Consider the following 21,046-nt stretch of genomic DNA (forward strand, 5'->3'; position numbering starts at 1 on the left):
GCTGCACGCCGCCGCGGCGGTCGTGGCGACCAGCTCGGGCGCCGCCCGCCGGCTCGAGGCCCTGCACGACCTGCCCGCCGGCAGCGTGCACGTCGCCGCGCCGGGCGTCGACCCCGCCCCGGCCGCGGAACCCTCGCCCGCGGGCGGCCGGCTGTTGTGCGTCGCCGCGGTCACCCCGCGCAAGGCGCAGGACGTCCTGGTCACGGCCCTGCGGTCGATCGCCGACCTGCCCTGGACCTGCACGCTGGCCGGCGCGCTCGACCGCGCGCCGGCCTTCACCGACCGGGTCCGCGACCTGGCCGCCGGAGACGGAGTCCGCGGCCGGATCCACCTGGCGGGCACCCGGACCGGTCCGGCGCTCGCGCACAGCTACGCCGAGGCGGACCTGCTGGTGCTCCCGTCGCTGGCCGAGACGTACGGCATGGTGGTTACCGAGGCCCTCGCCCGCGGCGTGCCCGTGCTCGGCACCCGGGTCGACGGCGTGCCCGAGGCGCTCGGCAGCGCCGCCGACGGCAGCACGCCCGGCGAGCTGGTGCCGCCGGGCGACCCCGAAGCACTGGCCGCGGCGCTGCGCCGCTGGCTGACCGACCCGCGGCTGCGGCGGTCCTGGCGGGCCTCCGCGCTGGACCGCCGGACCGGCCTGCGGGGCTGGGACGACACGACCCGACGATTGAGCGAGGTATTGGACCGATGACCGGAGAGTTCAGTTCGACCTGGCTGACGCTGCGCGAGCCCGCGGACGCCGCGGCCCGCGCGCGGGACCTGATCGAGGCGCTGCACCTGCCGGCCGGCGGCGAGCTGGTCATCCGCGACCTCGGTTGCGGCACCGGTTCGCTGGGCCGGTGGCTGGCGCCGCGGCTTCCCGGCCCGCAGCGCTGGGTGCTGCAGGACCGCGACCCCGCGCTGCTCGCGCACGCCGCCGCGCACCTGCCGGCGGCGGCCGCGGACGGCGGCGCGGTGACGGTGGAGACCGCGCAGGGCGACGTGACGGCGCTCACCGCCGAGGACCTGGCCGGCACCCACCTGGTCACCTGCTCGGCCCTGCTCGACCTGTTCACCACCGAGGAGGTCGCCGCGCTGGCCGAGGTCTGCGTCGCGTCGGACACCCCGGCCCTGTTCACCCTGTCCGTGGTGGGCGAGGTCACCATGGATCCCGCCGACCCGCTGGACGCCGAGGTCGCCGACGCGTTCAACGCCCATCAGCGGCGGGCCGTCGGCCACCGGATGCTGCTCGGGCCGGAGGCGGTCGGCGCCGCGGCGGAGGCCTTCGCGCGGGCCGGCGCGGCCGTGACCGTGCGGGACAGCCCGTGGCGCCTCGGGCCGGAGCAGGCCGAGCTCACCGCCGAGTGGCTCCGGGGCTGGGTCGGCGCGGCCGCCGAGCAGCGCCCCGAGCTGGACCTGGACGGGTACCTGAGGGACCGGATCGAGGCCGCCGAGGCGGGCCGGCTGCAGGTAACGGTCGGGCATCAAGATCTTCTCGCGCAAAAAGTCTGAACCACCTGCCATCGCCTGGACGTATTAGTCCCAAGAGGGTGAACCAGAGGGGGCAGCAGCATGAACCGATCGATCTGGGCGTGGGCGCGGGTACTCGGCGGGATGGGAATCCTCGCCGTGTTGCTCTGGCGCCTGGGTACCGGCGCCTTCGTCGACGGGCTGCGGGTGATAAACGGCCCGACGCTGGTCGCGGCGTTCGCGATCGGCGTCGCCACCACGGTGTTCTCGGCCTGGCGGTGGTGCCTGGTGGCCCGCGGGCTGGGCATGAAGCTCACCCTCAGGGGCGCGATCGCGGACTACTACAAGGCGCTGTTCATCAACGCCGCCCTGCCCGGCGGGGTGCTCGGTGACATCGACCGCGCGGTCCAGCACGGCCGCGAAGAGGGCGACGTCGGCAAGAGCGTGCGCGCCGTGGTGCTCGAGCGCACGGCGGGACAGGTGGTGCTGGTTTCGGTCGGCGTGACGGTGCTGCTGACCGTACCGTCGCCGGTCCTGACCCACCTCGAGGCGCACGCCCGCGGGATCGCCGTCGCGGCCGCGACCACCGCCGGCCTCGCGGCCGTGCTGTTCTTCGCCTTCTCCCGGCTGCGCCGCGGCGCGTCCCGCTGGGCGAACGCGGCGCGGACCGGCGTCGCGGAGGTCCGTTCCGGGCTGCTCGCCCGCCGCAACTGGCCGGGCATCGTGCTCGCCTCGACGGTGGTCCTGGCCGGGCACCTGGCGACGTTCGTCGTGGCCGCCCGCGCCGCCGGCTCGAACGCCTCGCTGCTGCGCCTGGCGCCGCTGATGCTGCTCGCGCTGCTGGCCATGACGCTGCCGGTGAACATCGGCGGCTGGGGGCCCCGCGAGGGTGTCACCGCGTGGGCGTTCGGCGCGGCCGGGCTCAGCGCCACCCAGGGCCTGACCATCGCCGTGGTCTACGGCCTGTTCGCCTTCGTCGCCGCGCTGCCGGGCCTCGTCGTGATCATCGCCCGGGCGCTGGCCGGGGCGCGGGCCAGGGCCGCCGCCCGGGTCGCCGCCGCCGCGCCGGTCGCCGAGCCGATCACGCTCGCCCTGCCGGTCGTCGTCCCGCCGCAGAGGATCATGCTGCCGGTGCGGGAGCTGGTCGTAAGCGGTGCTTGAAAGTGCCATGACCTCGCGTTCGCATTATGTTGGACGTCGGGGTGACGGTGGTCGCTCGATAGGGGGACCATCAGTGCCGGAGCGACCGTACGTGCTGCTCAGCTGCGGGATGTCCATCGACGGATACGTGGACAGCCCGAGCGACGAGCGGTTGTTGCTGTCCAACACCGCCGACTTCGACCGGGTCGACGAGGTCCGGGCCGGCTGCGACGCGATCCTGGTCGGCGCCGGCACGATCCGCCGGGACAACCCGCGGCTGCTGGTCCGCGACGAGACCCGGCGCAAGACCCGGGTGGCCCGCGGCGAGCAGCCGGACCCCGTCAAGGTGACCGTGACCAACAGCTGTGACCTGGATCCCGCGGCGAGCTTCTTCGCCGTGGGCGAGGCCGACAAGCTCGTCTACTGCGCGACCTCCGCCCTCCCCAACGCGCGGCGCCGGCTCGGCGCGGTCGCTACGGTGATCGACGGCGGCGACCCGGTCGACCTGGGGCGGGTCGTCACCGATCTGCACGCTCGCGGCGTCGACCGCCTCATGGTCGAGGGCGGCGGGACGATACACACCGGCTTCCTCACCGCCGGCCTCGCCGACGAGCTGCAACTGGTGGTGGCGCCGTTCTTCGTCGGCGATTCGCGGGCGCCGCGCTTCGTCGGCGACGGCGAGTTCCCGTGGGGGCCGCAGCGCCGCGCGGACCTCACCGAGGTGCGCCAGATCGGCGACGTCGTGCTGCTGCGGTACGCGCTCTCCGACCGCTACCGGGACTGACTCCGGTGGCCGAAATACGTGAAGATCGAAATGGGGGGCGGATGTCCGAGACGCTGGACTTGGGGATGATTCCGAAGGCCACGGTACGGACGCGCGTCACCGTCCCGCTGCGCTTCGCCGACGGCTACGCGACGACGGCGCGGGTGCTGACCTTCGACGGGCTGGTCGACGGCGGGGAACACCTCGCGCTGGGCCTCGGCGACTGGGAGCGGGCCCTGTCCGCTACGCCCCTGGTCCGCCCGCACAGCGAGTGCCTGACCGGCGACGTGTTCGGCAGCCAGCGCTGCGACTGCGGCCCGCAGCTGCGCGAGGCGGTGGAGCGCATCGCCGAGACCGGCGGCCTGCTGCTCTACCTGCGCCAGGAGGGCCGCGGCATCGGCCTGTACGCGAAGCTGGACGCGTACGCGCTGCAGGACGCCGGGCTGGACACCTACGAGGCGAACGTGGCGCTGGGCCGCGGCGAGGACGAGCGCGACTACACGGCGGCGGCACAGATGCTGCTGGCGCTGGGTGCCAAGCGGATCCGGCTGCTGAGCAACAACCCGGACAAGGCGGCGCAGCTCGAGGCGCGGGGCGTGCGGATCGCGGAGCGGATTCCGACGGGCGTGCACCTGTCCTCGGCCAACCTGCGCTACCTGACCACCAAGGCCTCGCACACCTCGCACACCCTGGAACTGCCCGGCCTGTGACCGGCCCGGTGGCGTGACTCCCGCCCCCGGGCCGGCCCGGCGGGCTACGCCGGGAGGACCCACCTCTGGTTGGCGCCGGTGCCGCAGGCCCAGATCTGCAGCGGGGTGCCGTCGGCCGAGCTCGGGCCGGTCGCGTCGAGGCACTTGCCGAGCGAGCTCAGCGTGCCGTTCGCCGAGGGGGCCCACTGCTGCGCGGCGCTGCCGTTGCAGTCGTAGAGCTGGACCCTGGTGCCGTCGGCCGGGTTGGCGCCCGCGACGTCCAGGCACTTGCCGAGCGACCTGATGGTGGCGTCCGCGCCGATCGTCCACTGCTGGGCGGCGGTGCCGTTGCAGCCGTACAGCTGGACCCTGGTGCCGTTCGCCGGGTTCGCGCCGGCGACGTCGACGCACTTCGCGCCGTAGCCGGTGAGCTGACCGGTCCGGGTGCCGCCACCCGGACCCGCGTCGCCGGCACCGGCCCAGACGTAGGTGGCGACGGTCTTGGCCGGCAGGCTCGCGGCGAACTGCCGGTCGCCGGCCCGGACGGTGAGGTCCCGGGCCGCGCCGGTCTGGTTGACCACGACGGTGACCAGCGAGTTGTCGGGGTTGACGAAGGCGACGTCGGTCAGCGTGGCGGCGGAGCCGTAGCCGCTGGCCACCCGCCGGGCGCCGGGCTGCACGAATTTCGAGAACTGGGCGATCATGTTGTAGTCGGGCAGCCGCCAGAAGGTGTCCGGGCCGGCCGGGTTCTGGATCAGCATGCTCGGGTCGGGCGAGCCGGACCAGCGCTCGGGCGCCCGGTTCTGGTCGAGCATCGACACCCAGCCCTGGTAGAGGGTGGCCTGGTTGCGGAAGTACTGGACGATCCGGTCGGCGCCCGCGGTGCCCCAGACCGAGCGCTCGGTCATCATCACGTCCTTGTCCGGGTACGCCGCCTTGACCGTCGCCATCGTCGACGGGTCGCCCGCGTAGTCGTGGAAGGCGAAGCCGTCCACCGATGACGCCGCGTCGCCGCCGGCCATCACCCCGGCGGCGTAGCTCGCGCCCTCGGAGAAGTTGTGGTCGAAGGCCCAGATCTTCGTGGCGCCGGCGCCGTTGGCCGTCAGCTCGGTGCGCAGGGCCTTCGCCAGCCGGCGTTCCTGGTCGGCGGTGACCAGCATGCCCGGGTAGTCCGGCGGGGCGAACAGCGGCTCGTTCTGCAGGGTCAGCGCGTGGATCGGGATGCCCTGCGCGGCGTACGCCTGCACCGCCTTGCGGTAGTACGTGGCCAGCGCCGGGATGTGCGTGCTGTTCAGGCTGCCGCCGATCAGGGTGTCGGGCGTCTTCATCCAGCCGGGCGCGGTCCACGAGCTCGCGAAGATCTTGATGTTCGGATTGATGGCGAGGGCCTGCCGCAGCGTCGAGATGATCCCGTGGTCGAGGTCGCGCTGGATCGAGAAGCGGGACAGCGAGGGGTCGGCCACGCCGTCGTCGTAGGTGTAGAAGTCGTGCGAGGTGAAGTCGCTGGTGCCGAATGTGATCCGGACGACGTTGAAGCCCGCGCCGGCGACCGGGTCGACGAGCGCGCGCAGCGCCCGGTCGCGGCCGGCGGCGCTCATCCGGGAGAGGTTGTAGATCGTCGACTCCTCGAGCGAGGAGCCGACGCCGAGGATTGGTCTGGAACCTGCTGGTGGTGTCGACGGTGATCGTCGCCGCGCCGGCCGGCGCGGTCGGGATGTCGGCCTGCCGGGACAGCTGGTACGGGGTGCCGGCGAGCCCGGTCGCGGGGCTGGTGAACCAGTTGCCGCTCTTCGGCTCGTAGCCGGCGGTGCGCGACTCGGAGCTGAGGTAGGCCTGCACGACCGGCGCGGCGGCCGCGTCGGCCGCGGGTACCGCGAGGGCGGTGCCGGCCAGTAGTCCGGCGGCGAGCAGGGCGGTCCGGCGCATGGTGCTCCTCGGGATTCTTCACGTCTTGAATTAACTGATAGGAATCTTTCCCAATGGGAGCGACGGGAGTCAATGGGCCACGGTTCCGGAACCGTTCTCGCGTTGTCCACAGGGCCTGAGCCGGCGCCGGGCGGGGTCACTACTATCGCGGGGTGACTTCCGCTCCCGAGATCGACCGGTCCCCCGCCACCGAGGTGCTCAACCGGGTGTTCGGTTACTCCGGATTCCGCGGCGAGCAGCGCGAGATCATCGAGCACGTCATCGCCGGCGGCGACGCCCTGGTGCTGATGCCGACCGGCGGCGGCAAGTCGCTGTGCTATCAGATCCCCGCGCTGGTGCGCGACGGCGTCGCGGTGGTGATCTCCCCGCTGATCGCCCTCATGCAGGACCAGGTCGACGCGCTGCGCACCCTGGGCGTGCGGGCCGGCTTCCTCAACTCGACGCAGGACTCCGGCGAGCGCCGCCTGGTCGAGCAGGCCTTCCTCGACGGCAAGCTGGACCTGCTCTATGTCGCGCCCGAGGGCCTCGGCGTCCCGGCGACCCAGCGGCTGCTCGACCGCGGCACGATCGCGCTGTTCGCCATCGACGAGGCGCACTGCGTCTCCCAGTGGGGCCACGACTTCCGCCCCGACTACCTCGCGCTGTCGATGCTGCACGAGCGCTGGCCCGACGTGCCGCGCATCGCGCTCACCGCCACGGCGACCACCGCGACGCACGGCGAGATCGCCACCCGGCTCGACCTGACCGGCGCCCGGCACTTCACCGCCGGCTTCGACCGCCCCAACATCCAATACCGCATCGTGGCGAAGAACGAGCCCCGCCGGCAGCTGCTCGACCTGCTGCGCACCGAGCACCCGGGCGACGCCGGCATCGTCTACTGCCTGTCGCGCGCCTCGGTGGAGAAGACGGCCGACTTCCTGGTGCAGAACGGCATTCCCGCGCTGCCCTACCACGCCGGGCTCGACTCGCGGGTCCGCGCGGCCAACCAGTCCCGCTTCCTGCGCGAGGACGGCCTGGTGATGGTCGCCACGATCGCCTTCGGCATGGGCATCGACAAGCCCGATGTGCGCTTCGTCGCCCACCTCGACCTGCCGAAGTCCGTCGAGGGCTACTACCAGGAGACCGGCCGGGCCGGGCGCGACGGCCTGCCGTCCACCGCCTGGCTGGCCTACGGGCTGCAGGACGTGGTGCAGCAGCGCAAGATGATCGAGACCTCGGAGGGTGACTTCGCGCACCGCCGCAACCTCGCCGCCCACCTGGACGCGATGCTGGCGCTCTGCGAGACGGTGCAGTGCCGCCGCTCCCGCCTGCTGGCCTACTTCGGCCAGCCCGGCGCCGCCGACTGCGGCAACTGCGACACCTGCCTCAATCCCCCCGAGTCCTGGGACGGCACGATCGCGGCGCAGAAACTGCTGTCGACCGTGCTGCGCCTGCAGCGCGAGCGCGGCCAGAAGTTCGGCGCCGGCCAGTCCATCGACATCCTGATGGGCAAGACCACCGAGAAGGTCACCCAGTTCCGGCATCACGAGCTGAGCGTCTTCGGCATCGGCGCGGACCTGCGCGAGGCCGAGTGGCGCGGCGTCGTCCGGCAGCTGCTGGCGCAGGGCCTGCTCGCGGTCGAGGGCGACTACGGCACCCTGGTGCTCACCGACGAAAGCGGCAGCGTGCTCCGCCGCGAGCGCCAGGTCATGATGCGCCGCGAGCCGGAGCGCGCGGCCCGCGCCCCGAAGGCCCGCTCGAGCAAGGCGGCCCCGGCGGCCGAGCTGCCGCCGGAGGCGGCGCCGCTGTTCGAGCGGCTGCGCGCGTGGCGGGCCGCCGCGGCCAAGGAGGCGGGCGTCCCGGCCTACGTGGTCTTCCACGACGCGACGCTGCGGCAGATCGCCACCCAGCGCCCGGGCAGCCTGGCGGAGCTGTCCACGGTCAACGGTGTGGGCGAGAGCAAGCTGGCCAAGTTCGGCGAGCAGGTTCTCGCCGCCCTCGCGGAGGGCTGACGGCCGGGCGGTTCCGGCCCGGCCGTCCCGCCCGGCCCGGCCGTCCGGTTCGGGTGGGCCGCCGATCGCGTTCGGCGGCGGATAAACCTCATGCGAACGCTTCCACGGCCGAACAAACAAGCTGTGAACCCAACGTTGCCGTTCCCCATGCCGGGCACTCAGCTCGTGCACGTCGGCCGGCAGCCGATCTTCGACCGGACCGGCGACGTCGTCGCCTACGAGTTGCTGTTCCGCGGCAGCATGGACGCCGTACAGGCCGACCGCCGCGACACCTACGCGACCAGCCAGGTCATCGTGAACACCTTCACGGAGTTCGGCATCGACGAGGTCGTGGGCGACCGGACCTGCTTCATCAACCTGACCCGCGAGTTCCTCACCGGCGAGCTGGCCCTGCCGTTCGGCCCGGAACACGTGGTGCTCGAGGTGCTCGAGACCGTCAAGATCGACGAAGAGGTCATCGAGGGCGTCGCCGCGCTGGTCGCGCGGGGCTACCGGATCGCGCTCGACGACTTCGTCTGGGGCTCGGGACACGAGCGGCTGCTGCCGCTGGCCTCCTTCGTCAAGCTCGACATGCTGCTGGGCGACCTCACCCACCTGGACGAGATCGTCGCCGCCTGCCGGGCGTACCCCGGCATCCAGATCATCGCCGAGGGCCTCGAGACCGGCGAGCAGCTCGCGCTGAGCAACAGGTACGGCTTCGAGCTGCGCCAGGGTTACGTGCTCAGCCGCCCTCAGGTGCTCACCGCCACCAGCCTCACCCCCTCGCGGCTGCGCCGCCTCGAACTGCTCAGCGCGCTCAGCGCCGCCGACACCGACCTCGAGCGCATCCTGACGATCATCGCTGGCGACCCGGCGCTGACCATGCGGGTGCTGCGGGCCAGCAACTCGGCAGCGGCCGGCGCGACCTCCAAGATCTCTTCCGTACGCCAGGCCGTGGTCATGCTCGGCGTCGCGCACATCCGTCAGTGGGCCATGCTGATGGTCGTCGACGACGTCGCCGAGGCGACCGAGGAGCAGATGGCGGACGCGCTCACCCGGGCCCGCCTCTGCGAGAACGTCGCGGTGGCCTTCGGGGCGAACGCCGACGCGGCGTTCATGGCCGGGCTGATCGGGGCGGTCGCCGCCATGCTCGGCCTGTCCAACGCGGCGATGGCACACCAGCTACCGCTGAGCGCGGACATCGCCGGCGCCCTCGAGCGCGGCACCGGCCCGATCGGCCAGGTGCTGCGGGTGGTGAACGCCTACGAGCGCGGCGATCTGGCGGAGGTCGCGGCCGCGTACTCCGGCGATGATCTGACGGGCACCGTCATGGATGCGATGCGCTGGTCGCGGATGGCCGTGCAGGCCACCCAGGGCGCCCTCTGACATTGCCTATGTCCTATAGGTGAGATAGGCTTTCCCGGCCATCTCGCCGCGCGTCAGGAGAGGGTCATGACGTTGTCACCCGCCGCCCGGCTGGCCACCCCGGTCGACACCGCGGCCTACGGCGAATACCGCATCCCCGACACCCCCGGGCCGCTGCTGCGCTTCACCGGCCGGATCACCGATGACGGCGACTTCACCGCCCGGCCGTTCCGCTACCACGTGTACGGCGGCTGGTTCTGCCCCTGGTCGCAACGGGTCGCCATCACCCGCGCGCTCGCCGGGCTCGAGGACATCGTCGGCATGTCGTACGTCGACGGCGCGCGCGACGGCCGCGGCTGGGCGTTCCGGGAGCGGTACGGCCCGGACCCGGTGAACGGCTTCCCCCTGCTCCGCGACGTCTACGAGGCCACCGAGGAGGGCTTCGACGGCCACGTCTGCGTGCCGGCGCTCTGGGACCGCGCGAACGCCCGGCTGGTCAGCAACGACTGCCACGACATCGGCATCGACCTGGCCACCAGGTTCCGGCACCTGGCGGAGCCGGTGGTGCAGACCTATCCGCAGCGGCTGCGCGAGCGGATCGAGGAGCTGGACCGCTGGCTCGGCCCGGCCGTCAACCACGGCGCGGGCGCGGCCGGCGCACCCGGCGCCGCCCGCAACGCCCTGCTCGACGCGTTCGAGCAACTGGACGGCCGGCTGTCGCGATCCCGCTTCCTGCTCGGCGACGACGACCCGACCGAGGCCGACATCCGCCTCTGGGTCACGCTGGTCCGCTACGACGTCGGCGTGAACGCCGACCAAGCCGTCAATCCGGGGCTGCACGTCTACCCGCACCTGTGGTCGTACGCCCGCGAGCTGTACCGGATGCCGGCGTTCCGCGACACCACCGACTTCGCCACCTTCTCCCGGCCCGGCGCGATCCGGCCGGACTGGGACGAACCCACCCGCTGACCGGATCGCGCATGTCCGGTCGGCGTCCGTGCACCTACTATCGTGCGGTGCGTTCCAAGATTGCCGCGCTGACCTGCGCGCTCGTGCTCACCGGCTGCGGCTCCCAGAGCGAGGCGGCCGCCCCGGCGGCCCTGCCGCCCTCCCCCGCCCGGGCCGCGGCGCCGACCGCCGCGACCACCCCGGCGCCGGCCGGCGCGAGCCCCTCGGCCCCGCCCAGCGCCGCGCCGAAGCCGGTTGCGGCGCTGCCCAGCCCCGGCAACCCGGACGGCAGGGCGGCCGTGCCGGCGGAGGCGAAGGCGGCGAGCAGCCGCCGGCCCGACCGGGTCATCGGCACCGGCACGCCGGCAAGCTGCACCTCCGCGGCCGTGGTGAAGGCCGTCGCCGCCGGCGGCGTGATCACCTTCGACTGCGGCCCGGCGCCGGTGACGATCACCATGAAGGCCACCGCCAAGGTGCGCAACGACCACGGTGACGTCGTGCTCGACGGCGGCGGCCGGGTGACGCTCAGCGGCGCCGGCAAGCGCCGGATCCTCTACCAGAACACCTGCGACGAGGCGCAGCGCTTCACCACGTCGCACTGCCAGGACCAGCCGACGCCGCGGCTCACCGTGCAGAACCTGACGTTCAAGGGCGGGAACTCGACAGGCGAGGCCACCGAGGGCGGCGGCGGGGGCGCGATCTTCGTGCGCGGCGGCCGGCTCAAGGTCGTCAACTCCCGCTTCACCGGCAACCGCTGCGACGGCACCGGCCCGGACCTCGGCGGCGCGGCGATCCGCGTGCTGTCCCAGTCGCAGAACAAGCCGGTCTACGTCGTGCACAGCACCTTCACCGGCGGGATCTGCTCGAACGGCGGCGCGCTGAGCAGCATCGGCGTCTCCTGGTCGGTGCTCAACAGCGTCCTCACCGGCAACAAGGCGATCGGCCGGGGCGCCAACCCGGCCCGCGGCGGCACGCCGGGCGGCGGCTCCGGCGGGGCGATCTACACCGACGGCAACACCTTCACCGTGCGGCTCGCCGGCACCGTCGTGCGCGACAACCACGCCAACGAGGGCGGCGGCGCGATCTTCTTCGTCAGCAACGACCGCACCGGCACGCTGACGCTCGAGCACTCGTCGCTCAAGCGCAACCGCAGCGACGGCTTCGAGACCGCCGGACAGCCCGGGATCTTCTTCCTCGGAGCCCGGCTCAATTAGCGGACTTGCTTGGGTTTTCCGCCGCGGGTGGGCTCAGCCGGTGAGCGCCGGGGCCTCGTACCAGCGCAGCAGCGCCGCGCCGACCGACATCCCGCCGCCGAAGCCGGCCAGCAGGACCAGTTCGCCGTCGCGCAGCGCGCCGGAGCGCGCGGCGGCGTCGAGCGCGATCGCCATCGAGGCGCTGCCGGTGTTGCCGTAGCGGTCCAGTACCAGGTGCGTGCTGGCGGCGCCGAGCCCTGCCGCCTCGACCAGCTCCCCGATCATCACGCCGTTGGCCTGGTGCGGGACGAAGTGATCGACGTCCTGCGGGCCGAGACCGGACCGCTCGAGCAGCCCGGCCAGCACCGGCGGGACGCCGGCCATGACGAAGTCGCGGACGCCGCGGCCGTTCATCCGGAAGTGATGGTCGCCGTCGCCCACCGTTTCGGCGGAGGCGGGCAGGCGGCTGCCGCCGGCCCGGACGTAGACCAGTTCGTGTTCGTCGCCGCGGGTCACCAGCTCGACGTCGACCAGGCCGTACGGCGCGGGCACCGCGCCGACCACGGCGGCACCGGCGCCGTCGCCGAACAGGATGGCGGTGCGCCGGTCGTCGAAGTCGAGGATGCGCGAGTACACGTCCGCGGCGACGACCAGCACGACCGCGCCGGGCCGGGTGGTGACGAGGCTGTTGGCCAGCGCCAGGCCGAAGGCGAAGCCGGCGCAGACGACGTTGATGTCGAACGCGGCGGCCCGGTGCGCGCCGATGGCGTGCTGCACCAGCGAGGCGGTCGGCGGCTGCGGCGAGTCGCCCGTCGACGTGGCGACGATGAGGTAGTCGACCCGCTCGGCGGCGATGCCGGCCCGCGCGAGCGCCGCGACCGCGGCGTTGGCGGCCAGGTCGGAGGTGGCCTCGTCGGGCGCGGCGAAGCGCCGGGCCTCGATCAGCGTCTTGCCGGCGATCCATTCGGGGGTGGTGCCGCTCACCAGCTCCATCAGGTGCTCGTTCGTGACCTCGTGCTCGGGCACGTAGGAGCCCGTGCCGAGAATGCCGACGCGCGGTATGGATTGCATGTCGGCACTTATCGGCGGGCGGGCGATCCGGTTGAGGGATCGCCGCACGAGCGAAGTTTCCGCCGGGGCGCCCGTCGGCGCCCGTCGGAGAGATAATCATGACTGTGACCAATTGGGAGTATGCGCGACTCGAGTACCGGGCGGCCGGCACCTTCGGTGCGGACCGGTTCATGGACTGGACGGCCACGTTCCACCACCCGGGCGGCACGCTGCGGTGGGGCACCGACGAACGCTTCGACGACCTGCGCCACCTGAACCGGGCCGGCGCCGCGGGCTGGCAGGCGTACGACCGGGCCGCGATCCATGTGATCAACGAGCCGCATCGCCTGCACGGCGTCACGTACTCGATGCGCCGCCCGGTCCCGTAGGCGGCACCGGATTCCCGCGCGTGGCGGCCGCCTGACGGGCGGCCGTCACGCGCACACCCGCGGGTGGCTCCACAGTCGACCGCGTCCTCATGCTGCCCGCGTGCGGCATTCAAAGCGCATTCATAGATTTGAATGTTTCACTGCATGCTCCGGATTCGAGGCGAACGGACAGCGGCAATCCCCACCGGGTGAGCCGGCCGGCCACCGCCTACCACGAGTAGGAGCACCCATGGCGGAACAACGCAACGAGACCCCGACCGACAACGACGCCTACGTGCGGGAGGTACACGACAAGGGCCTGCAGTTCGATCTCCGCACGATGTCGCGGCGGCGGATGCTGACGGTGCTCGGCGGCGCCGGCGTGCTGGGCGCGGTCGGCGGCAGGCTGCTCGCCGACCAGAGTCCCGCCTCGGCGGCCTGCGTGGCCGAGGTGGAGTCGGAGACCGCCGGCCCGTACCCGGCCGACGGCAGCAACGGCGTCGAGATCCGTACCGTCGCGGGCGTCGTGCGCGGCGACATCCGGTCGTCGTTCAACGGTGCGACGGGCGTCGCCGGGGGCATCGGACTCGACTTCTCGCTGACCGTGCTCAACCTCAGCTGCGTCCCGCTGGCCGGCGCGGCCGTGTACGCCTGGCACTGCGACCGCGAGGGCCGGTACTCGCTGTACTCCAGCGGCGTCACCAACCAGAACTACCTGCGCGGCATCCAGGCCACCGACGCCACCGGCACGGCCACCTTCAGGAGCATCTACCCCGGCTGCTACGCCGGCCGCTGGCCGCACATTCACTTCGAGGTCTACTCGTCGCCGGCGAACGCGACCAACGGCCGCGGCCCGATCGTCAAGACCTCGCAGATCGCCCTGCCCAAGGACGTCTCGTCCGCGGTCTACGCGACCTCCGGCTACAGCCAGAGCGTGACCAACCTCAGCCGGATCAGCCTCGCGACCGACGGCGTCTTCCGCGACGACCTGGCCGCCCGCGAGATGGCCACCGTGACCGGCAGCGTGACAAGCGGCTACACGGCCCGCCTGACCATCTCGGTCAAGGGCTGAACCCGGTCACAGGCTACGGAGGCCGAGGGGGTACGCGCGCCATCGCGTACCCCCTCGGCCGGCGGATCAGCTGCTGAACACCTCGAACTCGGCGGCGACGACGTTGCCCGCCGCCGCCGAGGCCGTCGCGCAGTCCGTGGCGCTGCGCGGGTCGTTCTCCTGCTCGCCCGCGTAGAGCGGGTTGCCCGTGCACTGGTTGGTGAGCACCCGCAGCCGCACGTGGGTGGCCGGCGTCGGGCGGACCTGGAACGACTTCAGCAGCAGGTTCGGCACCTTCGGGCGGAACTGGCCGGTGTCGAAGGCGTTCGCCGCGCTGGCGTACGCCACCTTGTAGCCCGCGTCGGTCGCGCAGTCCGCGCCCGTCGCCGCGTTGCAGGTCAGCACCTCGAACCGGCGGACCGTGCTGTACATCGTCGAGGTCGCCGCGCCGGCGCCCGGGAACGCGCTGAGCTGCACCCGGGACACCAGCTTCGGGGCGTCCGCCGGCAGGTCGACGGTGACCTGACGGCCGGCCGCGCCGCCGGTGGCGGTCCACGCCGTGCCCTCGGCGTCATCGGTCAGCCGGCCCAGGTTCGTGCCGTCACCGGTGATGGTCGCGCCGGACGCCGCCGACGCCAGGTTGGCCGGCATGACCACGCCGATGCTCGCGGTGACACCCGGATAGACGGTCTGGGTGAAACGCTTGTGGCCGAAGCCCGCGCCGATCGCCAGGAACCGGTACGTGCCGGGCGCCAGCGTCACCGTGTCCGGCAGGTCGGTCGCCGGGTCGGTGTCGGCCACCGGGACCGTGCCGTAGTCGTAGTCGCCGACATACAGCCGGACCGGCTTGCCCGCGGCCTCGCCGAGCGCCTTGAACGACACCTCGGAGTTCTCCACGTACGGCGACGCGAAGCTCGGCACCGGGTCGGCGTCCGACGGGCCGCTCGACGCGCCGGCGCCCATGCCGCGGGCGGCGAACGCGTTCCACAGCAGGTCGGCGTTCGCGCCGTCGAAGCGCAGCGCGTCCGCGGTGATCATGTTGTCGCGCATGTCGAGCATGCTGATCGAGCCGGTCGCCGCCAGCAGGAACGAGTCGAAGACCAACTGCGCCCAGCGGCGGTTGCCCGGGCAGGCCGTGGCCGGGGTGGTGCCGGCCGCGCAGCTCTCCTGCAGCGCCCGGGTGCCCGAGCCGTAGCGGGCGATGAAGGCGCGCCGGACGTCGAAGTTCGTCGCGCTCCAGATCTCGCCGTCCGAGTGCACGGCCGCGCCGCGGTCGTAGCCGTAGTTCGAGTAGTTGAGCGGGCTGACGCTCATGTCGTAGTTGCGGATGCCGGTGGCCAGGTCGCCGGTCACGTACCCGCCGGTCACGTACGGCGTGTTGCCCCGAGGGGCGTAGCCGCTCTCGAACAGGTACTCCATCGCCATGAGGTCCGACCAGCTCTCGCCCATCGCGCCGCCCTGCGACGAGGTGATGCCGCCGTCCGGGCCGGCGATCATGCGGTTGCTGATCGCGTGGGTGTACTCGTGGCCGATGACCGACATGTCGAAGTCACCGTCGACGCACGGCGGGTACGCGCTGCCGGCAAATGGCTGCCACATGTACATGTTCGTGGTCGGCACCATGCCGTCCGGCGGGGTCGCCTGGTTGGCGTTGTTGCGCGTGGTCGCCGTGGCCGCGCCCTGCTGGGCGTTGCCGCGCTCGGCGTCGTCGCCCTTGCCGTACGCCCCGGTGTTGGTCTTCTGCAGGTTCCAGGTGGCCTCGGTGAAGCCGAGGCGGTATGACCAGTCGTGCATCCGGTTGTGCATCGCGAACAGGTTCGCGGTGGCCGCGTCGACGTCGGCCTGCTCGGGCGACGTCAGCGTGTTCGGGTCGCACCGGCTGGTGTTCCACTGATTCGTGAACGGGTAGACGTACTCGCGGTCGGGGCGGGTGGCAGCGGGCACGGCCGGGGTCCCGTTGCCCCAGAGGCGTACCGAATCGGCCGAATTGCCGGAGGTGGTGAGGGTCGGTAGCCCGGTGGTCGCGTCGAGGTCCCACGGCCGGCCGGTGGCCGGGTCGAGGACCTGCCGGGAGCAGCCGGCGGCCGTCGACGCGCACCAGGTCTGGCGGGTGTCGGCGCCGCTCGCCGGCGGGGTGGCCGGGAAGACCTTCCAGTGCGGGTCGTCCTCGGCGAAGTTGACCAGGTTCTCCCGCAGCAGCACCCTGCCGTCGCGGGCGTCGACATAGGTCGTGTAGCCGAGCGGGTGCTCGGCGTCCTTCGACATCACCACGACCTCGTACGCCGCCCGCGGGTCGGCGCCGGGCATCGGGACCGCGACCAGCCGGACCCGCGAGTCGGCCAGGTCCGCCCGGTCGATGCGCGCGTCGGCGAGCGCGGCGGCCAGGGCGTCGTCGGCGCCGAGCCGGGCGGCGGCGGGCTTGGCGGTGCTGGGGCTCAGCGACGAGGTGACCCGCAGGACGTCGCCGCCCTTGACCGCGACGGCGACCAGGCCGTCGTGTGCCGCGGGCAGGCCGCCGAACCGCTGGCGCAGCAGCACGACCGTGCCGCCGCCGACCTTGGTCTCGGCGACGGTCTCGAGGTCGTCGACCGCGGCAGAGCGCAGCGAGAACAGCCCGACGCTGTTCTTCAGGTAACCACGGGCCACCGCCTCCGGGCCGGCCCCGGGAGCGCCGGCGACGAGTCGTCCCTTCGCCGGGGTGACCGACGCCGGGGTGCCGAGGGAGTTCCAGCGGATGACGAGGTTGTCGTCGCGGGCCAGGGCGCGCTGCCCCGCGCCGGGTGCGGCGCCGCCGCCGCGGTTGTCGACGAATTCGTACTCGTCTCCGGGGTGCTCGCCGGTCAGCGGCGTCGCCGCGGCCGGCGAATCGGCGGGCGCCGCGTTCGCGGGAACCGGCGCGGTGGCGATTATCGTGGTTACGGCGAGGATTCCGGAGATGGCGGACCGTCTGCGTATGCGCACGCATGCCTCCTGGGGTCGGCCTGGAGGATCTCTCCAGACCGTCGTGACATTACGCTCGTATCGATGTTCATAGATGAACGAATTGTTTCAACGGTGCCGGCCGGCGGCCCGTCGGGTTACCTTGTCGTCCAGGGGGTCGCCGATGACCACGCTTGAACGTCTCGCCGTCGCGCTGCGCTCCGGGCTGGGCGCCGACCGGGTGATCAGCGACCGGCAGGAGCTGCGCACCTACGAGTGCGACGGCCTCGCCCACTACCGGGTCACCCCCGGCCTGGTGGTGCTGCCCCGCGACGCCGCCGAGTGCGCCCGCACCGTCCGGGCCTGCGTCGAGGCGGACGTGCCGTTCGTCGCGCGCGGCTCCGGCACCGGGCTCTCCGGCGGCGCCCTGCCGCACGCGGACGGCGTGCTGATCGTGACGTCCAAGATGCGCGCCATCGTCGAGGTGGCGCCGCAGGACGAGCGCGCGGTGGTCGAGCCCGGCGTGATCAACCTGCACGTCACCCACGCCGCCACCCCGGCCGGCTACTACTACGCCCCCGACCCGTCCAGCCAGCAGATCTGCTCCATCGGCGGCAACGTCGCCGAGAACTCCGGCGGGGCGCACTGCCTCAAGTACGGCTTCACCGTCAACCACGTGATCGGGGCGCAGATCGTCACGCCCGACGGCGACCTCGTCGAGCTGGGCGGCCGGGCACCCGACACGCCCGGCTACGACCTGCTGGGCGCGTTCGTCGGCTCCGAGGGGACGCTGGGCATCGCGACCCGGGTCACGGTGCGGCTGACCCGGCTGCCGGAGTCCGTGCGTACGCTGCTCGCCGCCTTCGGGACCACCGACCAGGCCGGCGCGGCCACCTCGGCGATCATCGCCGCCGGGGTCGTCCCGGCGGCCGTCGAGATGATGGACGCCCTCGCCATCGAGGCCGCCGAGGCGGCCGTGGCCTGCGGCTACCCGGCCGGGGCCGGCGCGGTGCTGATCGTCGAGCTGGACGGGCCGCTCGCCGAGGTGGAGGCGCAGTTCGAGCAGGTGACCGCGCTGTGCGAGCAGAACGGCGCGTTCGAGCTGCGGATCGCGGCCGACCCGGCCGAGCGGGCGCTGTTCTGGAAGGGACGCAAGTCGGCGTTCGCCGCCGTCGGCCGGATCAGCCCGGACTACATCGTGCAGGACGGGGTCATCCCGCGGACGGCGCTGCCCGAGGTGCTGCACCGCATCGGCGAGGTCTCCCGCGCGCACGGCGTGCGGGTCGCGAACGTCTTCCACGCCGGCGACGGCAACCTGCACCCGCTCGTGCTCTTCGACGACGGCGTGCCCGGGCAGGCCGAACGCGCCGAGGAGGTGTCCGGCGCGATCATCGACCTGTGCATCGAGTACGGCGGCTCGATCACCGGCGAGCACGGCGTCGGCATGGACAAGGCGAAGTACATGCCGCGGATGTTCACCGCCGACGACCTCGAGACGATGCAGTTGCTGCGCTGCGCCTTCGACCCCGCCGGGCTGGCCAACCCCGGCAAGGTCTTCCCCACGCCCCGGCTCTGCGGCGAGGTGCCCCGGCGGCGCAAGGCCACCGAAGCCGATCCGGCGGAGCTGTTCTGATGGCGCTCTGGACGGCGGCGACGCAGGCGGACACGGTCGGCGGCGTGCCGGCCCGGTTCGTCGCGGCGCCGGCGAGCACTGCGGAGGCCGCCGAGGTGCTGCGCGCTGCCGCCGACGACGACCTCGCGGTCGTGGTGCGCGGCGGCGGCAGCAAACTCGACTGGGGCCTGCCGCCGCGCCGGCTCGACCTGATCGTCGACACCCGCAACCTGACCGGCGTCGTCGAGCACGCCGCCGGGGACCTGATCATGGTGGTCCGGGCCGGCACCCCCCTCGCCGGGCTCGACCTCCCCGGTCAGCAGCTGGCCCTGGACCCGTCCCTGCCCGGCGCGACCATCGGCGGCACGGTCGCGGCGAACACCAGCGGGCCCCGGCGCCTGGCCTACGGCACCGTGCGCGACCTGCTGATCGGCATCACGGTGGTCCGGCCCGGCGGCATGGTCGCCCGCTCGGGCGGCAAGGTCGTGAAGAACGTCGCCGGGTACGACCTGGGCAAGCTGTTCACCGGCTCCTACGGCACGCTCGGGCTGATCACCGAGTGTGCGTTCCGGCTGCACCCGCGCCCCGCCGCGCGGGCCCTGGTCGTCCGCACCGCCCCGGCCGACCGGATCGGCGCGCTGCTGGCGGCCGTCCGGGCCGAGCAGGTGGTGCCGGCCGCGGTCGAGATCGACGCGCCCGCCGACGGCCCGGTCACCCTCGCCGTGCTGGTGGAGGGCACCCCCGCCGGGGTACGGGACCGGGCGGCCACCCTCTGCAAGGCGCTCGGCGCCGAGGAGACCGACGAGTTGCCGCCCTGGTGGGGCGCGTACCCGTGGGCGCGGGCCGGGATGAAGCTGACCGCGCCGCTGTCGCGGGTGCCGGACCTGCTCTCCTGCGGCGTCGCGCTGCGCGGCTCGGCCGGCACCGGCGTCCTCTACGCCGACGTTCCCGTCGACACGGCCCCGGCCGTCGTCGAGCGGCTGCGCGCGACGGCGATCCGCGCCGGCGGCCACGGGGTGGTGCTCACCGCACCGCAGCACGTGCGCGAGCGGATCGACATGTGGGGCCCGGTGCCGGGCCTGGAATTGATGCGCCGGGTGAAGGACCAGTTCGACCCGGGACACCGGTTCGCGCCGGGCCGCTTCGTGGGAGGAATCTGATGGTCGACGCCACGCCGCGCGACGTGCTGGGGCCGGTCGCCGGCGAGCCGGCCTTCGACGGGCACCGTCCGCCCCGGCTCGACATCGTCAACGACTGCGTGCACTGCGGCTTCTGCCTGACCACCTGCCCGACGTACGTGCTGTGGGGCGAGGAGGCGGACTCGCCGCGGGGCCGGATCCACCTGATGAAACAGGGCCTCGACGGCGAACCGATGACCGACTCGATGGTCCGGCACGTCGACGCCTGCCTCGGCTGCATGGCCTGCGTGACCGCCTGCCCGTCCGGGGTGCGATACGACCGGCTGATCGAGGACACCCGGGCCCAGGTCGAGCGGCGGCACGGCCGGGGCGGCCGGGACCGGGCGCTGCGGGAGGCGATCTTCGCGCTGTTCCCGTACCCGCGCCGACTGCGCCTGCTGCGCGGCCCGCTGCGCGCCTACCAGGCCAGCGGCCTGCAGGGCCTCGTCGCCCGCAGCGGACTGCTGCCCCGGCTCGCACCCACGCTGGCCACCCTGGACTCGCTGGCTCCCCGGCTCCGGCGGGTGCCGAAACCGCCCCGCCGGGTGCGGGCCCGCGGACCGCGCCGCGCGGTCGTGGGCCTGCTGACCGGCTGCGTGCAGGGCGCGTTCTTCCCGGGCGTGAACTCGGCGACCGTGCGGGTCCTCGCGGCCGAGGGCTGCGACGTGGTGATCCCGCCGGCGCAGGGCTGCTGCGGCGCGCTGAGCGTCCACAACGGGCGCGAGGCCGAGGCCCAGGGCTTCGCCCGCAAGCTGATCGACCGCTTCGAACGGGCCGGCGTCGAATACGTGATCGTCAACGCCGCCGGCTGCGGCTCGTCGATGAAGGAGTACGCGGAACTGCTCCGCGACGACCCGGCCTACGCCGCGCGGGCGACCGCGTTCGCGGCGAAGGTCCGCGACCTGTCGGAGATCCTGTTCGAGCTCGGGCCGGTCGCGCGGCGGCACCCGCTGCCGCTGACCGTCGCGTACCACGACGCCTGCCACCTCGCACACGCCCAGGGCGTCCGGGCGCAGCCGCGCGCGCTGCTGCGCGGCATACCCGGCCTCGAGGTCCGCGAGATCGCCGACCCGGAGATCTGCTGCGGCTCGGCCGGCGTCTGGAACATCCTGAACCCGGTCCCGGCGGCGGAACTCGGCGACCGCAAGGCGGCGCACGTGCTGGCGACGAGCGCGCGGCTGCTGGTGACGGCGAACCCGGGCTGCCTGATGCAGGTCGCGTCCGCGGTGCGGCGCCGGAACGGCGAGATCGCGCTGGCACACACGGCCGAGGTCCTGGACGCGTCGATCCGCGGCCTGCCGGCGTCGGCACTGCTGACGCCGCCCGGGTCGTCCGGATAGCTGCCCAACGGGTCACGGCGCAGTCGGCCGGCGGCGGACTCAGGATCTCCGGATCAGGAGTACCGATGTCCCGGCGTGGGCT

18 protein-coding genes are annotated in these 21,046 nt (G+C 73.1%); 15 read left to right on the plus strand and 3 right to left on the minus strand.

Features of this window, described 5'->3' with window-relative positions; translation table 11 throughout:
- From AB0F10_RS27935 to ribA, 5 genes are all read left to right on the plus strand, one after another.
- Window positions 1-694, plus strand: a 694-nt coding sequence (locus AB0F10_RS27935) for a glycosyltransferase family 4 protein (protein WP_360631239.1), incomplete at its 5' end; no start/stop codon positions are given.
- On the plus strand, window positions 691-1,494 hold the full coding sequence (locus AB0F10_RS27940) for a methyltransferase domain-containing protein (RefSeq protein ID WP_360631242.1): 804 nt from the start codon (window positions 691-693) through the stop codon (window positions 1,492-1,494). The genes AB0F10_RS27935 and AB0F10_RS27940, both read left to right, overlap by 4 nt.
- A gap of 60 nt (window positions 1,495-1,554) precedes the next feature.
- Window positions 1,555-2,613, plus strand: a complete 1,059-nt coding sequence (locus AB0F10_RS27945) for a lysylphosphatidylglycerol synthase transmembrane domain-containing protein (RefSeq protein WP_360631245.1) — start codon at window positions 1,555-1,557, stop codon at window positions 2,611-2,613.
- 73 nt (window positions 2,614-2,686) lie between these two features.
- Entirely contained in the window at window positions 2,687-3,376 is a 690-nt protein-coding gene (locus tag AB0F10_RS27950) for a dihydrofolate reductase family protein (RefSeq protein ID WP_360631248.1), read from the plus strand.
- Window positions 3,377-3,417: 41 nt separating this feature from the next.
- A complete protein-coding gene (gene ribA, locus AB0F10_RS27955; RefSeq protein ID WP_360631251.1) occupies window positions 3,418-4,065 on the plus strand; it encodes a GTP cyclohydrolase II in 648 nt (215 codons plus the stop codon).
- Window positions 4,066-4,109: 44 nt separating this feature from the next.
- Here the strand turns inward: ribA and AB0F10_RS27960 are convergent, their stop codons facing one another.
- Window positions 4,110-5,642, minus strand: coding sequence for a ricin-type beta-trefoil lectin domain protein (locus AB0F10_RS27960; protein ID WP_360631254.1), 1,533 nt, complete (start codon window positions 5,640-5,642; stop codon window positions 4,110-4,112).
- Between the two features lie 53 nt (window positions 5,643-5,695).
- Between AB0F10_RS27960 and AB0F10_RS27965 the strand changes: the two genes are divergently transcribed.
- The 5 genes from AB0F10_RS27965 (at window position 5,696) to AB0F10_RS27985 (ending at window position 11,467) form a co-directional block, all read left to right on the plus strand.
- Window positions 5,696-5,845, plus strand: coding sequence for a hypothetical protein (locus AB0F10_RS27965; protein ID WP_360631257.1), 150 nt, complete (start codon window positions 5,696-5,698; stop codon window positions 5,843-5,845).
- A 277-nt stretch (window positions 5,846-6,122) separates the two neighbouring features.
- Window positions 6,123-7,961: a DNA helicase RecQ gene (gene recQ / locus AB0F10_RS27970; protein ID WP_360631260.1), complete on the plus strand. Its 1,839-nt coding sequence runs from the start codon at window positions 6,123-6,125 to the stop codon at window positions 7,959-7,961.
- A gap of 147 nt (window positions 7,962-8,108) precedes the next feature.
- Window positions 8,109-9,326, plus strand: a complete 1,218-nt coding sequence (locus tag AB0F10_RS27975; protein ID WP_360631262.1) for an HDOD domain-containing protein — start codon at window positions 8,109-8,111, stop codon at window positions 9,324-9,326.
- Window positions 9,327-9,392: 66 nt separating this feature from the next.
- On the plus strand, window positions 9,393-10,274 hold the full coding sequence (locus AB0F10_RS27980; protein ID WP_360631267.1) for a glutathione S-transferase C-terminal domain-containing protein: 882 nt from the start codon (window positions 9,393-9,395) through the stop codon (window positions 10,272-10,274).
- A 131-nt stretch (window positions 10,275-10,405) separates the two neighbouring features.
- Window positions 10,406-11,467, plus strand: a complete 1,062-nt coding sequence (locus AB0F10_RS27985) for a hypothetical protein (protein WP_360631309.1) — start codon at window positions 10,406-10,408, stop codon at window positions 11,465-11,467.
- 33 nt (window positions 11,468-11,500) lie between these two features.
- On the opposite strand, the gene AB0F10_RS27990 is transcribed toward AB0F10_RS27985, so the two are convergent.
- Window positions 11,501-12,517, minus strand: a complete 1,017-nt coding sequence (locus AB0F10_RS27990; RefSeq protein ID WP_360631270.1) for a ketoacyl-ACP synthase III — start codon at window positions 12,515-12,517, stop codon at window positions 11,501-11,503.
- Between the two features lie 98 nt (window positions 12,518-12,615).
- On the opposite strand from AB0F10_RS27990, the gene AB0F10_RS27995 reads away from it, so the two are divergent.
- The gene (locus AB0F10_RS27995; RefSeq protein WP_360631273.1) at window positions 12,616-12,885 is read left to right on the plus strand and encodes a hypothetical protein; all 270 of its coding nucleotides are present in this window, start codon (window positions 12,616-12,618) and stop codon (window positions 12,883-12,885) included.
- A 229-nt stretch (window positions 12,886-13,114) separates the two neighbouring features.
- Window positions 13,115-13,936 (plus strand): intradiol ring-cleavage dioxygenase, encoded by an 822-nt coding sequence (locus tag AB0F10_RS28000; protein WP_360631276.1) that lies wholly within the window; start codon window positions 13,115-13,117, stop codon window positions 13,934-13,936.
- 66 nt (window positions 13,937-14,002) lie between these two features.
- Here the strand turns inward: AB0F10_RS28000 and AB0F10_RS28005 are convergent, their stop codons facing one another.
- A complete protein-coding gene (locus AB0F10_RS28005; RefSeq protein ID WP_360631279.1) occupies window positions 14,003-16,876 on the minus strand; it encodes a M36 family metallopeptidase in 2,874 nt (957 codons plus the stop codon).
- Between the two features lie 142 nt (window positions 16,877-17,018).
- On the opposite strand from AB0F10_RS28005, the gene AB0F10_RS28010 reads away from it, so the two are divergent.
- The 3 genes from AB0F10_RS28010 to AB0F10_RS28020 are packed head-to-tail and all read left to right on the plus strand — an operon-like array spanning window position 17,019 to window position 20,964.
- Complete coding sequence (locus tag AB0F10_RS28010; protein WP_360631282.1) at window positions 17,019-18,467, plus strand: FAD-linked oxidase C-terminal domain-containing protein; 1,449 nt, start codon at window positions 17,019-17,021, stop codon at window positions 18,465-18,467.
- Complete coding sequence (locus AB0F10_RS28015; RefSeq protein WP_360631285.1) at window positions 18,467-19,606, plus strand: FAD-binding oxidoreductase; 1,140 nt, start codon at window positions 18,467-18,469, stop codon at window positions 19,604-19,606. Before AB0F10_RS28010 ends, AB0F10_RS28015 begins: the two co-directional genes overlap by 1 nt.
- The gene (locus AB0F10_RS28020) at window positions 19,606-20,964 is read left to right on the plus strand and encodes a heterodisulfide reductase-related iron-sulfur binding cluster (protein ID WP_360631288.1); all 1,359 of its coding nucleotides are present in this window, start codon (window positions 19,606-19,608) and stop codon (window positions 20,962-20,964) included. The genes AB0F10_RS28015 and AB0F10_RS28020 overlap by 1 nt, the downstream gene beginning before the upstream one ends.
- The last annotated feature ends 82 nt before the right edge of the window (window positions 20,965-21,046 follow it).

This window comes from Actinoplanes sp. NPDC026623 (genome assembly GCF_040638275.1).
Taxonomy (GTDB): Bacteria; Actinomycetota; Actinomycetes; order Mycobacteriales; family Micromonosporaceae; genus Actinoplanes.

Coding starts and splice junctions, on each gene's coding strand:
- AB0F10_RS28010 (WP_360631282.1), top strand. CDS start 17,019: ATGACCACGCTTGAACGTCTCGCCGTCGCGCTGCGCTCCGGGCTGGGC.
- AB0F10_RS27975 (WP_360631262.1), top strand. CDS start 8,109: ATGCCGGGCACTCAGCTCGTGCACGTCGGCCGGCAGCCGATCTTCGAC.
- AB0F10_RS28000 (WP_360631276.1), top strand. CDS start 13,115: ATGGCGGAACAACGCAACGAGACCCCGACCGACAACGACGCCTACGTG.
- AB0F10_RS27980 (WP_360631267.1), top strand. CDS start 9,393: ATGACGTTGTCACCCGCCGCCCGGCTGGCCACCCCGGTCGACACCGCG.
- AB0F10_RS28020 (WP_360631288.1), top strand. CDS start 19,606: ATGGTCGACGCCACGCCGCGCGACGTGCTGGGGCCGGTCGCCGGCGAG.
- AB0F10_RS28015 (WP_360631285.1), top strand. CDS start 18,467: ATGGCGCTCTGGACGGCGGCGACGCAGGCGGACACGGTCGGCGGCGTG.
- AB0F10_RS27945 (WP_360631245.1), top strand. CDS start 1,555: ATGAACCGATCGATCTGGGCGTGGGCGCGGGTACTCGGCGGGATGGGA.
- AB0F10_RS27940 (WP_360631242.1), top strand. CDS start 691: ATGACCGGAGAGTTCAGTTCGACCTGGCTGACGCTGCGCGAGCCCGCG.
- ribA (WP_360631251.1), top strand. CDS start 3,418: ATGTCCGAGACGCTGGACTTGGGGATGATTCCGAAGGCCACGGTACGG.
- AB0F10_RS27960 (WP_360631254.1), bottom strand. CDS start 5,642: ATGAGCGCCGCCGGCCGCGACCGGGCGCTGCGCGCGCTCGTCGACCCG.
- AB0F10_RS27990 (WP_360631270.1), bottom strand. CDS start 12,517: ATGCAATCCATACCGCGCGTCGGCATTCTCGGCACGGGCTCCTACGTG.
- AB0F10_RS27995 (WP_360631273.1), top strand. CDS start 12,616: ATGACTGTGACCAATTGGGAGTATGCGCGACTCGAGTACCGGGCGGCC.